This window comes from Ruegeria sp. EL01 (assembly GCF_900313035.1).
In the GTDB taxonomy this organism is placed as follows: domain Bacteria; phylum Pseudomonadota; class Alphaproteobacteria; order Rhodobacterales; family Rhodobacteraceae; genus Ruegeria.
Genome location: NZ_OMPS01000046.1, coordinates 528,317 through 542,505 on the forward strand (window position 1 = coordinate 528,317; position 14,189 = coordinate 542,505).

A 14,189-nucleotide genomic window follows, 5' to 3' on the forward strand; every position below is an offset into this window, starting at 1 on the left:
GTTAAATTCAAAATTGAAATCGCTTGCACGTCGGCGAAGCGCCGCCTAGGGTCGGGGTAACTTGAAAATCGGAGGGCGTGACGATGGCGCCCAAGCGTCCCAAAGGTGCGGGCGCGTTCCCGAAAGCGGTTGAAAGCCCCGCGCCGGCAAGACCCGATCCAGATGCACTGTATGCGGCGTTGGATTTGGGGACAAATAGCTGCCGCATGTTGATAGCCCAGCCCAAGGCAAGCGGGTTCCATGTGGTAGACAGCTTCTCCAAGTCCGTGCAGTTGGGTGCCGGGCTGGAACGCACCGGGCGACTGTCACGGGCGTCGATGGCGCGTACCGTACAGGCCCTTCGGATTTGCCAGCAAAAGCTAAAGCGCAACAAGGTCAAACGGATGCGTCTGGTCGCGACCGAGGCGTGCCGACGAGCGAAGAATTCGCGTGATTTCATCCGACAAGTGAAACGTGAAACCGGCCTGACACTTGAAATCATCCAGCCCGAGGAAGAAGCCCGTCTGGCCGTCATCTCATGCGCGCCGTTGGTTTCGACCAAGACCGAACAATTGCTGGTCGTGGACATTGGTGGCGGATCGACGGAGCTGGTGTGGATTGATATCTCATCTATCGCGCGCCGGGATCGCCCGGCAGCGATCATGCGGTTGCATAACGGGTTCCACACCGCCGATAGCCCCTTTCCTGCCGCCAAAGTCGTGGATTGGATCAGCGTGCCACTTGGTGTTGCAACCCTGCGGGATCAGTTCCATGACGTCGAGGATGACTCGGCCCGGTTTGCCTTGATGAGTTGGTTCTTTGAAGAAAACCTGGCCGATTTTGCACCGTACAAAGACGAGCAGGCCCGCGAAGGGTTTCAGATCGTTGGCACCAGCGGCACTGTGACGACGGTTGCGGCGTCGCATCTGGGTCTGAAACGCTATGACCGAACCAAAGTCGACGGGTTGCGCATGACCAGCGATCAGATTGACAAAGTCATACGTGGCTATCTAGAACTCGGTCCTCATGGGCGCCGCCGCGATCCGCGCATTGGTGATGACCGGCAGGCCCTGATCATGTCTGGCTCGGCCATTTTGCAGGCACTGCTGCGCTGCTGGCCCACCGACCGCCTTTCCGTGGCGGACCGGGGGCTGCGCGAAGGTCTGCTTTATGCGCAGATGAGTGCGGACGGCGTATTGGAAGACGGACCGTTTTGATGGCGAAGACACCAACTGGTAAGAACACCTCGGGTCGCGGACAACGCGATCTGAAGGTGCAAGTGAAAACGGCCCGCGGGCGCAAGCTCAGCTCGACCCGCTGGTTGCAGCGGCAGTTGAACGATCCCTATGTGAAGCGGGCGCAGACCGAAGGCTATCGGGGACGCGCAGCGTTCAAGATACTAGAACTGGATGAGAAATTTCGGTTTCTTGTGCCAGGCGCACGGGTGGTTGATCTGGGTTGTGCCCCCGGCGGCTGGTGTCAGGTTGCCGTCAAACGCGTCAACGCGCTGGGCGAGAAATCCGGCAAGAAAATCGGCACGGTTTTGGGTATCGACATGCAAGAAGTTGAGCCGGTCGCCGGGGCTGAGATTCATGTGTTGGATTTTTTGGAAGACGATGCCGATGAAAAAGTCAAAGAGTGGATGGGTGGCAAGGCCGATGTCGTGATATCCGACATGGCGGCGTCTTCATCGGGGCACAAGCAGACAGATCACTTACGGATCATGACCCTGTGCGAAACGGCAGCCTACTTTGCATTCGACGTTTTAGAAGAAGGCGGAACCTTTGTTGCAAAAGTTCTGGCCGGGGGCGCCGAAGGTGACCTGCAGAAACTGTTGAAACAGAAGTTTGACAAGGTGGCCAATGTGAAACCACCGGCATCCCGTTCGGACAGTTCGGAGAAATTTGTTGTCGCAACCGGGTTCCGTGGCTGAGATCAGTCTTCGAGAGCGATATGATCTTTGGCCAGGCGCGGTTCGCGCCATGACGCCGTGGCCATACCCTGCAACATCAGCGCCTCACCATGGTTCAGATAAACAGGTTTTCTATCGCGCAACTCGGCAATCCGCTGATCAAGCGAAACCTTCTGCTTCGTCGTTTTATCCGACATTGGTCACCTTTAAACACATTCAGAGCATCACCCTGCCCTGAAGCGTAACCATCAAATCTGCCGGGAAAATGGCCTAATACAGGCACCATGGTGCCGTGTCAGGGTTCAAGTTGCGTCGACAATTGCAGCAAGTTTGGGTCTTGTGGCAACCAGTCCAAGGCTTCCCGCAACACCTCGCGGGCAGCATCCGGCCCGCGATTTATCTGTGCCAGCTGCACCAACATGGGCCAGGCTCCGTCCCGTTGCGGGTCCAGTGTGACAACCTCGCGGAACGCCTGCTCGGCCGCCAGGGCATTCCGGAAGGTCAACGCCATACCCCCCAGCACCAGATGGGTTTCCGGGAAATCCAGCCGGTTTGAAATCGCATTTTGCCATTCGGCCATGCTCTGACCTGCCATTGCTTGCTGATCAGGTGACAGCACCTGCGTTGGAATGTTCAGGAACTCTTTAGCAGCCGAGATGCGTACATTTCGGATTGGGTCCGACAGCAATGGTTCGAGCCGCTGAACCTGCTCGGACAAATTTGCGGACCTTTGCAAAACCGCGGCATTGGCGCGAATCAACGGATCGCTTTCTTTCAGCAAAGGTGCGGTTGCCGTGGCGATCTCCGGCGAACCAAAGGGCTGCAAAAGGTAAGCCGCTGTTGCGCGAACTATTCCCGGCAGGGAAGGATCGATGGCCAGGGCAACAAGCCCCTCGGGGCTTTCAAGCTGTCCCGCCATGGCGGGGGCAAATACTGTCCCATAGTGCGCGCGCCGCTGTCGAGATTCAGGGAACCAGCCCTCAATGTAAGCGGCAGCCCAGACCTGATCTTCGCCTTGGTGGCAATCCGTGCACGCATCCTGCCCAAGGCCCAGATCGGGGCGCGGTATGCGGAAACTATGATCGCGCCGACCGTCGACGCCCATGTAGACCCGCTCGATCATGTGGCAGCTTTTGCACTGAGCACCGTCGCTCCCTTCCGGATGCTGGTGATGCGCCGTTGTGTCGTAGTCTTGAGTCGTCAAAGTAGGAAAGTCGGGGTTACCGACCGCGGAATGGCACTGCGTGCAAATGCCATTGCCTTCGGCTTTCAACGTGGCGCTGTGCGGTTCATGGCAATTCATGCACCCAACACCGCGGGCATACATCTTCGACTGCAGGAATGATCCGTAGACATAGACTTCATCCAGTATCTGCCCGTCCGGGTGATACAGACCTGGCCGAAGCAACGCGAGATTATAGGCATCATGGTAAGGCGTGCCGGGGAGCGGATTTCCACCCTCGTGCGCCTCACGGCGCGAATGACACCCGGCGCATTGTTGAATTTCGGCCTCTGTCTGCCCCCTGCCCCAACGCATCAAAAACCCCGTTTCACTCAGATCGTCAGCCGCGCCTTGCCCGCCCGCCCAGTCGATATGTGCTGAGCCCGGACCATGACAGGCCTCACACCCAACCCCAATTTCAGTTTGCTGAGATTGGTAGCTCCGCGTTTCTGGATCGTAGTTTTTCTCGTACCCTGTCGCATGGCATTCGGCGCAGCGCGCATTCCAGTTTTTGTACGGGCCCGTCCAATGCAACCCGTCATCTGGTGGCAGGTCTTCATCAGGATACAGGTGGAACCACCTTTTGGCTTCGGTATCCCAAACCACGTCGAAACTTTGCAATCGACCCGGTTTGGTTTCGAACAGGTATTGCTGCAACGGCGTGACACCGACAACTGAGTGAACAGTGTGCTCGGTAGTTGTTCCATCTTTCTCTGTAACCCGGGCGATATAGTCTTCTGCTTCGCGTGTGAACGCCACCGACATTCCGTCATGTTCAAACCGTGTGCCGTCGAAGTCAGCGACTATTGAGCCTTCATTGACCGTCGTCCAAGCCAGAGCATGATGAGACGTGGCCCAAGCCTCGGTTTCGGCCTGATGGCAGTCCGAGCATTGCTCCGATCCGACGTAATCTGGGGTCTGGGCGTTGGCGAAAGCGGGAATTTGTAAGCACAAGGCAAGCGCCACCCGCCTCATGAGGCATCTTCCTTGGCTTTGTCGCGCAATGCGATCAGGGCGCCGTTATATTCCGCCCCAAGGATCAGCATGGCGGCACAAAGGTAAAGAAAGATCAAAGCCGCCATGGCACCTGCCAGACCTGCGTAGGTGGCGCTGTAGGTGGCGAATTGGGCGATATAGATAGAGAAAACCCATCCTCCGGTCGCCCACAGGACCAAGGTCAAAAGGACCCCTGGGAGGATCTGTGTCAGTCGATGTCGCCGCGTTGGCAGGATCAAATGGGCCAGAAGAACGGTTCCCACCGGGACAGCCACGGTGAACGTCCATCGCAACCTGTCCACGGACAGCCAATCAGACACATTCACAGCCGTTTTGTCTGAAACCAGCTGAGTGTAGACTGGCAAGACGACTTCAAACGCTGCGATCGCAAGAATCGCGGCGCCGCCCATAATGACCAACGCCAAGCACAAAAGCCGCGTTTTCCAGAACGGCCAGTGGTCATAGTCGTGATAGGCTTGGTTTATTGCGACCCGCACCGCAGCAACCCCGTTTGAAGCAAAATAAACTGCCAGCAATCCCCCCAGCGTGATCACGCCAGACCCTGATCCAGCCAGAACTGCGCGTAGCTCGGAAATGATCGGGTCGGCGACATCCTTTGGCCAGGCGCCAAAGATCAGATCGATCAGTTCATCCGTCGCGTATCCCTGGGACAAGGCACCGGCCAAAGCCACCGTAAACAGGACAAAGGGAAACAGTGCCATCATCAGCGACATGGCGACATGGCTGCTCATGACGAAGCCGTTCTTGGCGTTAAAGCGACGAATGGCCATCCACAACGCTTGCACGGGAAGACCAACCGAGGGAATCACATTTCCGGTCATGATCTGACCCTATCGCGACACCCCAAAACACAGAACCCGTCAAACGCGTCACGCGGCAATAATCGACCCGACAAATATCTGACCGCATTGCATAAACTCAATTGCTTGTGCAGGATCAGGTAATCTACGCATCTTTTCACAGCGCAACGCCGCTCGCATTTCAGGGATCTGGATGACCTCGGATCAGCAAGACACATCGGATCGCACAGGGTTAAGACTTTCGGTTGTACGCGACACCTGCATTGTCGCCAGCCTTTTGGTCCTGGCCCTATATGCCGGGGCCGCCTTCCTGATCCCGCTGACTATGGCATTGTTGGTGAATGTTTTGATCATCGCCCTAAGCGACCGGGTTATTGCCCTCACCCGCGCGCCGGTGTGGTTGGCGAACATCGCCGGCGTGACAGTGGTTTTGGCCGGTTTGTTCATGATCATGTATATTCTGGGCAGTCAGGCCACCCAGTTTGCACGCTCGATCGGCACTTACGAAACACAATTTGACAGCGCGGTTGATCGCATCACCGGCTTGGTGGGCAACGATATCACCACATTCATCCGTGATAATCTGGTCAGCATTGACATGTCCTATCTGGCACGCCTGTTGCTGGGCAGCGCGACGTCCCTGCTCAACCAGTTCTTTCTGATCAGTCTTTACGTCGCGTTTTTGATGGCCGAGCGGCTGGCCTTTCGCAAGAAAATTCAGCTAGCCGCAGGCAGCCCACAAACCGGTGCCGAGTTTTCTTCGATGCTGGATGCGATATCCTTCAGCCTTCAGCGCTATGTCGGGGTTAAGACGCTCATCAGCCTGTTTACGGCCGGTATCAGTTATTCAATGTTCAAAGCTTTGGGGTTGGAATACGCCGAGACTTGGGCTGTTCTAACCTTTGCGTTGAACTTCATCCCATCAATCGGATCAATTATCGCCGTGATTTTCCCGGCAATGATCGCCCTTGTGCAATTCGACAGCATTGGCCCGTTTCTAATCATTGTTCTGGGTTGTGGTACATTGCAGTTCTTGATTGGCAACTTCTTGGATCCGGCCCTGCTGGGACGGTCGCTGAACATGTCCACGTTCCTTGTCATTCTGGCCCTGACATTCTGGACGACGGTCTGGGGGCTGATCGGCGCGTTTCTCAGCGTGCCTTTGACAGTCTGCATTCTGATCGTCTTCAGCCACGTTCCCGCATTGCGCCCCATTGCGATCCTGATGTCTTTAGATGGCAGTCTGGGCGAAGACGACAACAGGGCCTAAAGACATCGGTTGTTTGGCCAATAAATCATTCAGAAATTGTATATTTCGAATTTGACGTGTGTTAGCGTCAGGGGATCAGGCACCTCTATTTCTATTTTGAGGCTCTCGCGGACTTGAATTTTATCGCGGGGAATCGGCACCTTAGAGACGATACATAAAAATCTAATACCGCCGTCGACTAGATTTTGAACACAAGTCAGGGCCACAGGTCCGCCACTTGAGGAGCATCATATGTCACCAACAAAACCGCCCCATGACAACTGGACCAAAAAGCTGGCCACCGCAGCAATCGCAGCGTGTCTAGCCATTCCCGCGTGGGCGCAGGATCTGAAGCCCAATATCCTTGTCATCTGGGGCGATGATATCGGACAATCCAACATCTCGGCTTATACAATGGGTCTGATGGGATACCGGACCCCCAACATCGACCGCGTTGCCCGGGAAGGTATGATCTTTACCGACTATTATGGCGAACAATCCTGCACCGCAGGTCGATCGTCGTACATCATGGGTCAATCGGTGTTCCGCACGGGCCTGTCCAAAGTGGGTCTACCCGGTGCGAAAGAGGGCATGCAGATCGAGGATCCGACCATTGCTGGTCTGTTGAAAGACCACGGTTATGTCACGGGCCAATTCGGCAAAAATCATCTGGGAGATCGAGATGAACATCTACCGACAAACCACGGATTTGATGAATTTTTCGGAAATCTCTATCACCTAAACGCAGAGGAAGAACCCGAGCATGAGGATTATCCCGGCGAGGCCATTCTGCCGGATGGCAAGACCTTCCGCGAGGCCTATGGCCCGCGTGGCGTAATACGGTCTTCTGCTAGCGGCTTGATCCAAGACACCGGGCCGTTGACAAGAAAGCGGATGGAAACGGTAGACGAGGAAACGCTTGATGTCGCGATTGAGTTCATTCGCGAGGCCAACCAAAACGGAACCCCATTCTATGTCTGGTGGAATGGCACGCGGATGCACTTTCGCACGCATGTAAAAGATGAGATGCGTGCGCAGGCGAATGAAATGATCGGTCGCGTGGCGGATGAATACACTGCAGGTATGATCGAACATGACATACAGGTCGGGCAATTACTTGATTTGCTGGATGAATTGGGCATTTCGGACAACACCATCGTCCACTATTCGACGGACAATGGCCCGCATTACAACACCTGGCCGGATGCGGCCTCAACCCCGTTTTGGGGTGAGAAGAACACCAACTGGGAAGGCGGTTGGCGGGTGCCTTCAATGGTACGCTGGCCCGGTAAGATCGAGGCTGGTTCAGTCACCAACGAGATCGTGCACCACATGGATTGGTTACCAACCTATCTGGCAGTCGCTGGAGACCCGGACATCAAAGAGAAGCTGAAAACCGGATATGCCTCACCCGAAATGGGCCGGGACTACAAAGTGCATCTGGACGGGTACAACATACTGCCACTTCTGACCGGTGAAACCATCGAAAGCCCGCGTCGCGAGATTTTCTATTTCACCGATGATGGTGATCTGTCGGCACTTAGGTTTGACGATTGGAAACTAATCTTCCTGGAGCAGAAGGCCTGGGCCACACTGCGCGCTTGGATGGAACCTTTCACCGAGCTTCGCGTGCCGATCATCGTCAATCTGCGGCGTGATCCCTATGAACGCGGGTATCGCACATCGAACACCTATTATGACTGGATGATCGATCGTGTGTTCTTTCTGGTTCCGGCGCAGCAGTATGTAGGAAACTTCCTGGGCACCTTCCAGGAATTCCCGCCGCGCCAGAAAGCAGCCAGCTTCAGTCTGGATCAGGTGATGGAGAAGCTGACCACGCCCACTTCAAACTAGGGTCGCGTGATCAAGACATTCAAGGGCCGCAAGTTTAAGCGGCCCTTGGCGTATCAATAGGAGCTTGAACATGCTGCGTCTCGCCTGTGCTGTCATTGTTGCGACCGTCCCGCTGGCAACCTGGGCCGACCCGTTGCCAAGCTGGAACAACACCGAGGCCCGTAACCGGATCACGGCGTTTGTCGAGGCGGTCACGGATCCAACGAATTCCGACTATGTCACGCCGTCTGATCGGATTGCCGTGTTCGACAATGACGGGACGCTTTGGGCGGAACAGCCTGTCTATTTCCAGTTTATCTTTGCGGTGGACAGGTTGGCCGAACTGGCCCAACAGGACCCTGCGATCCTGACAACCCCGGCGCTACAAGCGGCGGCGGACGGCGATCTGGCAACGGTCTTGCAGGGCGGTCATGACGCCTTGATCGAAGTCGTGAATGCCTCACATTCCGGCACCAGCGTCGATGAGTTTCAGGCTGCGGTGGCCGACTGGCTGGACAAGTCCCAACACGCTGACACTGGTTTGCCCTACAATGAAATGACCTATCAGCCGATGGTCGAACTGTTGCGGTATCTACGCGACGAAGGGTTCAAAACCTATATCGTCTCCGGCGGTGGCATTCATTTCATGCGCGTCTTCGCCGAGGATGCCTATGGCATCCCCCCTGAACAGGTTCTGGGCACCTACGGAAACAGCGTGATCGAAGATGTTGACGGCGTTCCAACTGTCATCAAAGCCCCGGGGATAGCGTTCATCGACGACAAGGAAGGCAAGCCAATCAACATCGAACGCACGATCGGCAAGCGACCGATCTTGGCTGGTGGAAACTCCGACGGGGATTTTGCGATGATGGAATGGACAACGGCTGGCGAAGGTCCTCGATTGGGTGTTCTGATCCACCACACGGATGCAGACCGGGAATGGGCCTATGACCGCGACAGCCCGATTGGTCAACTGGTCGACGGTCTGGATAAGGGGCCCACGATGGGATGGGTCATCGTGGATATGGCGCAGGACTGGTCACGCATCTACACTGGGGCGAACTGAACGACCCCGGAGTCACCCAATCCTATGTGGACATTGCTCTTTTCCGTCTTCGTTTTTGCCCTGTATGCCACGGCGGTCGTGTTTTCCGTGCGTGCGGCACAGACCGCACGCACGCCACAGGGCGCCGTCGGTTGGGCGGTGTTTTTGTTATCAGCGCCCTTCTTTGCGGTGCCTATGTATCTGTTTCTGGGACATCACCGGTTTCGCGGCTACCGGATTGCCCGGCAGGAAAGTGAACGGGTTGTCGAAGGCATCAAGACCTTCGCCGACTATTCCAAGCCTGACCCTTCGTCGATGTCGATCAACCCTCGCCCATTTGAGTTTCTGGCTCATTTGCCCGTCTCACGTGGCAATGGCGCGCAGTTGCTGATTGATGGGCAGGCAACGTTTGACGCCATCTTTGACGCGATCGACGCCGCCAAAAGCTATGTCCTGATTCAGTTCTACATCATCCGTGACGATGCGCTGGGGCAAAAGCTGCAGGAAAAGCTGATCCAGGCCTCAAAGCGAGGCATTCACGTGCGGTTCATGACCGACGCTGTTGGAAGCTACGGCTTGCCGAAGCAATATCTGGAAACCATGCAGGAAGCCGGGATAGATGTTGCCGATCCGCGGCAACAACGCGGCCCCAATTTTCGCTTTCAGCTCAATTACCGCAATCACCGTAAAACTGTCATCATTGACGGCGAAACCGGCTTTATCGGCGGGCACAACGTAGGCGTCGAGTATCTGGGCGAAGACCCACATTTTGGTCACTGGCGTGATACTCATTTAAAGATGACCGGGCATGTGGTTCGACAACTGCAGCTCATTTTCTCTGAGGATTGGCACTGGGCCCATGACGAAGACCTGATCGACCATCTGGACTGGGCCGGCAGCGTGTCAGAGCAGGATATGAATGCCCTGCTGGTGGCGACCGGTCCCGGGGACGACACTGAAACCGGGGCGATGATGTTTTTTTCGGCCATTGCCGAGGCCAAAGAACGACTATGGATCGCATCGCCCTATTTTGTTCCGGACATCGACATCATGACGGCGCTGCAGCACGCTGCCATGCGCGGCGTAGATGTGCGTATTCTTGTCCCCGAGGTGATCGACCACCGCCTGCCCTGGTTGGCTGCTTTCGCCTACTTTGACGAAATTCGAGACTGTGGCGCACGGGTGTTTCGCTACACCGATGGCTTCATGCATCAGAAGGTTTTTGTGGTCGATGACACCTTGATGGCGGTCGGCACAACCAACCTCGACAACCGCTCTTTCCGTCTGAATTTTGAGGCGATGGCCCTGTTCTTCGACACCCGCGCCGCTCATGACGTGGAACAAATGCTGCTGGCCGATTTCGAAGCGAGTTACGAGCTGACACGGTCCCTGTCTCAGCAACCGGCCCATATCCGGTTCGGCGCCCCGTTGGCCCGTTTGTTCGCACCGATCCTCTAGGAAAAGAAGTTCTCCTGAAACACCCGTGTCATCAGCGCCACCATGTAAGCCGTCGACAATCCGAATGCCAAAAGCCCGGCCACAGCCGCAAATGAGCCAAAGATTCGCAAACCTTCCCCCAACACGATGTCGCCATAGCCAAGGGTTGTGAACGTCACCAACGAGAAATAAAGGGCCGAATTCCAATCCGCCAACACCTCAAGCAACACCCAAACAATGGCCCAGATCCAAACCTGGATCGTGTGTGTTGCGACAATGAAGGCCAGCGCAGTGGCAATCGGGCCGGCCGTGCCCATGAACAAGCCGCGTGCTGACCATTTTGCTTCCATTTTCATGATGGCCACAGTGCACCAGGTCAGCAAAAGGATCTCGATCACGATGCAAAGACCCAGAAAAGTACTGCCCCAAAAGATCTGATGCGGCAACGTCATGTTTTTACATCCTGAATTGCGGCTTCGGTTTGTCCGTGCAGAATGACCTTTGACGCCCCCAGGTACAAGCCCGACCCTGCATCAGTTTGCCTGCGGCGAATGGAACCGGATACGTGTCAGCACTGGACAGGTACGCAAACAGTTGCACATCCTACGCAGTAAGACAGGTCAGACCATGTTATTGAACATTGACAACATCCAGAAATCCTATCCGGGCGGGCGACCTGTTTTACGGGGCGTTTCGTTGACACTGGATCAGGGTCAAACGCTTGCGCTAACCGGGGAAAGTGGCAGCGGCAAAAGCACTTTGTTGAATCTGGCAGGCGCGCTGGACAGTTTTGATGAGGGCGAGATCACGCTCGATGGAAAGCAATTGTCACCATTAGATGATGCGGGTCGTGCGCAACTGCGTCGCAACAGCGTTTCGCTGGTGTTTCAGCAATTCAACCTGATACCGTCTTTGACAGTTCTCCAGAACCTGACGTTCCACGCGCGGCTCGCCGAATGTCATGATCCAGAGTGGACCCTGCACCTGGCGGACAGGCTGGGCGTGGCGGATGTGCTGGATCGGTACCCCGAAAACCTGTCTGGAGGGCAGCAACAACGGGTGGCGATCGGGCGCGCCATGGCCGTGCGCCCCAAGTTACTTTTGGCAGACGAACCCACCGGAAATCTGGACGAAACCGCCAGCGCAAACGTGCTGGACCTGATGTTGGCGCTGGTCGTAGACACCGGGGCTGCTTTGCTGCTGGTCACCCATTCGCTTGATATCGCCGCGCGGTTGGACCGTCGTGTTCATCTGGCTGGCGGGCATGTTCAGTGACGCAAACGGTCCTACAGGCCCTGCTGTCTCATTGGCGCGCGCATCGCCTACAACTTGGAACATTGCTGATCGGTATCGCGCTGGCCACGGGTCTTTGGTCGGCCGTTCAGGCCATCAACGCCGAAGCGCGGGCAAGCTATGCGCGGGCGAATGCCCAATTGGCGCTTGGACAGTTTGACGAATTGCGAAACCCCACCGGACCCATCCCTGTTTCACGCTATGTTGATCTTCGTCGCGCCGGATGGCAGGTCGCTGCTGTTTTGGAAGGTCCCTATCGGGTTGGTACGCGCCATGTGCACCTGATGGGTGTGGATATGGTGGCCTACCCGGCCCTGCCCGCCATCGTCGAAGCGGAACAGAGTGCCGTCCCCCCAAACCCAGCCGATATGCTGACCGCCCCGGGGCGCGTGCTGGCCTCGCCGGAACTGGCGCCGTTGCTGCGCGAACAGGGTGACTTGCCTCCGATACTGGAAAGCGCGGCCTTGCCGCCAGACGTTATATTGACGGATATTGGTGTCGCCGAAGTGTTGCTGGACCAGCGAGGGGAAATCTCGCGCTTGGTTATACTACCGGACCAGCCCCAGCTGGTTCCTGCCTTGTCTGACATCGCGCCGGACTTGCAGCGGTTTAGCCCCTCATCCCAAGTGGATACTGCCCAACTGACGGACAGCTTTCACTTGAACCTGTCCGCCTTTGGCATGCTGTCTTTTGCCGTCGGTTTATTCATCGTTCATGGAACCGTCGGGCTGGCATTTGCCCAGCGGCGCGGCATGATCAGAACGCTGCGCGCGCTTGGTGTGTCAATGCGCCGTTTGGTGGTGCTGATCCTGGCCGAACTGACGTTGCTTGCAGTGATCGGCGGGGCACTGGGTCTGGTACTAGGCTTCTTTATCGCTGGCGCACTGCTGCCGGATGTGGCCGCAACACTGCGCGGTTTATACGGCGCCTCGGTCAGCGGACAGATGTCCTTGCGCCCGGAATGGGCTGCAGCAGGTATTGCCATGGCGGTGGCCGGAACGCTGCTTGCCAGCGGCCAGGCGCTCTGGCGTTTGTCACACATGCCGATACTGGCCGGCCCGGGGTTGCGCGCATGGCAGGATAACGCCCCGGCGCGCCGCATGACCGCGCTGGCCGGCTTGGTTTTGATTGCGGGCGGAGTATTTGCATATCTAAGTGTCGGAGGTCTGATCGCAGGATTTGTTCTTCTTGCAGGTTTGCTCACCGGCACTGCTTTGTTACTGCCCCTGCTTTTGTCTGGTGTCCTTGCCCTGTTTGCGCGGCGCGCGCAGGGACCGGTTGCGCAATGGGTCTGGGCGGATATGCGAGCGCAATTGCCCGGCCTGTCCCTTGCGTTGATGGCGTTACTGCTGGCCCTCGCAACCAATATCGGCGTTGGAACAATGGTCTCAAGCTTTCGCCTGACCTTTGTCGGTTGGTTGGATCAGCGTTTGACCTCCGAGCTTTACGTCACAGCCGTCAACAACCAGCAAGGTCAGGAGATATCCGACTGGCTTCAGCCACGCGTCGACGCCATCCTACCGCTTCGCACTGTCGAACTGGCGCACGAAACAGGGCCGTTATTCTTGTACGGAATCGTCGATGACCCTGTATACCGGCTGCACTGGCCTTTGATCGCATCGTCAGCAGGCGTTTGGGATGATGTCATGGCCGGACGGGCTGCTTTGATCAACGAACAGCTGGCACGTCGCGCCGACCTCTGGCCCGGTGATACGCTTGAGCTTCGTCCCGGTCGCGTTCTGACCATTTCAGGCGTCTATTCCGACTATGGTAACCCAACCGGGCAAGCCATCGTTTCAATGGCACAGATGGATCAGATCGCACCGGGCACCGAAACACGTCGGTTTGGGATACGTATGCCGTCGGACAAGGCGACCGAGATGGCACAGGACTTACGAAACCAGTTTGATTTGCCCCGGCAAGCCGTGGTTCACCAGGCAGCGATGAAGGCGCAGTCACGGGCCATTTTCGAAAAAACCTTTGTTGTGACCTCAGCGCTGAATGTTCTGACCCTTGGCGTGGCCGGCTTTGCCATTCTCACCAGTCTGCTGACCTTGTGGACGCAGCGCCTGCCACACATCGCGCCTGTCTGGGCGCTGGGTCTGAACCGGACACAACTGGCCAAACTTGAACTGATGCGCAGTGTCACACTCGCCGCGCTTACGGCGTGCCTGGCCTTGCTGCTTGGGTTGGTTCTGTCCTGGGTTTTGTTGACCGTGATCAACGTACAGGCCTTTGGCTGGCGCCTGCCCATGTATGTTTTTCCGTGGGATTGGCTCTATCTGCTTGTCCTGACACTGTTGGCGGCACTTATCGCAGCAGCCCTGCCCGCGCTGCGATTACTGCGCCTGCCGCCTGCCGATTTGCTGAAGGTTTTTGCCAGTGAGCGTTAGAGCCATACT

At 56.6% G+C, this 14,189-nt stretch carries 12 protein-coding genes; 8 read left to right on the forward strand and 4 right to left on the reverse strand.

The features are described 5' to 3' along the window. The first annotated feature begins 83 nt into the window (after nt 1–83). Together D9K61_RS22990 and D9K61_RS22995 are read left to right on the forward strand one after the other, a co-directional pair. Entirely contained in the window at nt 84–1,196 is a 1,113-nt protein-coding gene (locus tag D9K61_RS22990; RefSeq protein WP_120635499.1) for a Ppx/GppA phosphatase family protein, read from the forward strand. Next, nucleotides 1,196–1,912, forward strand: coding sequence for an RlmE family RNA methyltransferase (locus tag D9K61_RS22995; protein WP_120635500.1), 717 nt, complete (start codon nt 1,196–1,198; stop codon nt 1,910–1,912). Before D9K61_RS22990 ends, D9K61_RS22995 begins: the two co-directional genes overlap by 1 nt. 2 nt (nt 1,913–1,914) lie before the next feature. Here D9K61_RS22995 and D9K61_RS27080 read toward each other — a convergent pair whose 3' ends face one another. From D9K61_RS27080 to D9K61_RS23005, 3 genes are all read right to left on the reverse strand, one after another. Then, complete coding sequence (locus tag D9K61_RS27080) at nt 1,915–2,088, reverse strand: hypothetical protein (protein ID WP_162947002.1); 174 nt, start codon at nt 2,086–2,088, stop codon at nt 1,915–1,917. Between the two features lie 98 nt (nt 2,089–2,186). Next, complete coding sequence (locus tag D9K61_RS23000) at nt 2,187–4,088, reverse strand: cytochrome c3 family protein (RefSeq protein WP_120635501.1); 1,902 nt, start codon at nt 4,086–4,088, stop codon at nt 2,187–2,189. Then, entirely contained in the window at nt 4,085–4,951 is an 867-nt protein-coding gene (locus tag D9K61_RS23005; protein ID WP_120635502.1) for a YihY/virulence factor BrkB family protein, read from the reverse strand. The genes D9K61_RS23000 and D9K61_RS23005 overlap by 4 nt, the downstream gene beginning before the upstream one ends. A gap of 172 nt (nt 4,952–5,123) precedes the next feature. Here D9K61_RS23005 and D9K61_RS23010 point away from each other — a divergent pair, with 172 nt between their 5' ends. From D9K61_RS23010 to cls, 4 genes are all read left to right on the forward strand, one after another. Further along, nucleotides 5,124–6,200 (forward strand): AI-2E family transporter, encoded by a 1,077-nt coding sequence (locus D9K61_RS23010; RefSeq protein ID WP_120635503.1) that lies wholly within the window; start codon nt 5,124–5,126, stop codon nt 6,198–6,200. Nucleotides 6,201–6,431: 231 nt separating this feature from the next. Beyond that, entirely contained in the window at nt 6,432–8,033 is a 1,602-nt protein-coding gene (locus D9K61_RS23015; protein ID WP_254055844.1) for an arylsulfatase, read from the forward strand. A 70-nt stretch (nt 8,034–8,103) separates the two neighbouring features. Beyond that, nucleotides 8,104–9,078 carry an HAD family phosphatase gene (locus tag D9K61_RS23020; protein WP_120635504.1) on the forward strand — a complete coding sequence of 325 codons (975 nt, stop codon included), beginning with the start codon at nt 8,104–8,106 and terminating at the stop codon, nt 9,076–9,078. A gap of 24 nt (nt 9,079–9,102) precedes the next feature. Further along, nucleotides 9,103–10,515 (forward strand): cardiolipin synthase, encoded by a 1,413-nt coding sequence (gene cls / locus D9K61_RS23025; RefSeq protein WP_120635505.1) that lies wholly within the window; start codon nt 9,103–9,105, stop codon nt 10,513–10,515. Here the strand turns inward: cls and D9K61_RS23030 are convergent. Beyond that, nucleotides 10,512–10,946, reverse strand: coding sequence for an ion channel (locus D9K61_RS23030; protein WP_120635506.1), 435 nt, complete (start codon nt 10,944–10,946; stop codon nt 10,512–10,514). The two genes, cls and D9K61_RS23030, sit on opposite strands and share 4 nt — an antisense overlap. A gap of 175 nt (nt 10,947–11,121) precedes the next feature. Here D9K61_RS23030 and D9K61_RS23035 point away from each other — a divergent pair, with 175 nt between their 5' ends. Both D9K61_RS23035 and D9K61_RS23040 read left to right on the forward strand, forming a co-directional pair. Next, nucleotides 11,122–11,769, forward strand: a complete 648-nt coding sequence (locus D9K61_RS23035; protein ID WP_120635507.1) for an ABC transporter ATP-binding protein — start codon at nt 11,122–11,124, stop codon at nt 11,767–11,769. Next, a complete protein-coding gene (locus D9K61_RS23040; protein ID WP_120635508.1) occupies nt 11,766–14,180 on the forward strand; it encodes an ABC transporter permease in 2,415 nt (804 codons plus the stop codon). Before D9K61_RS23035 ends, D9K61_RS23040 begins: the two co-directional genes overlap by 4 nt. Nucleotides 14,181–14,189: the final 9 nt, after the last annotated feature.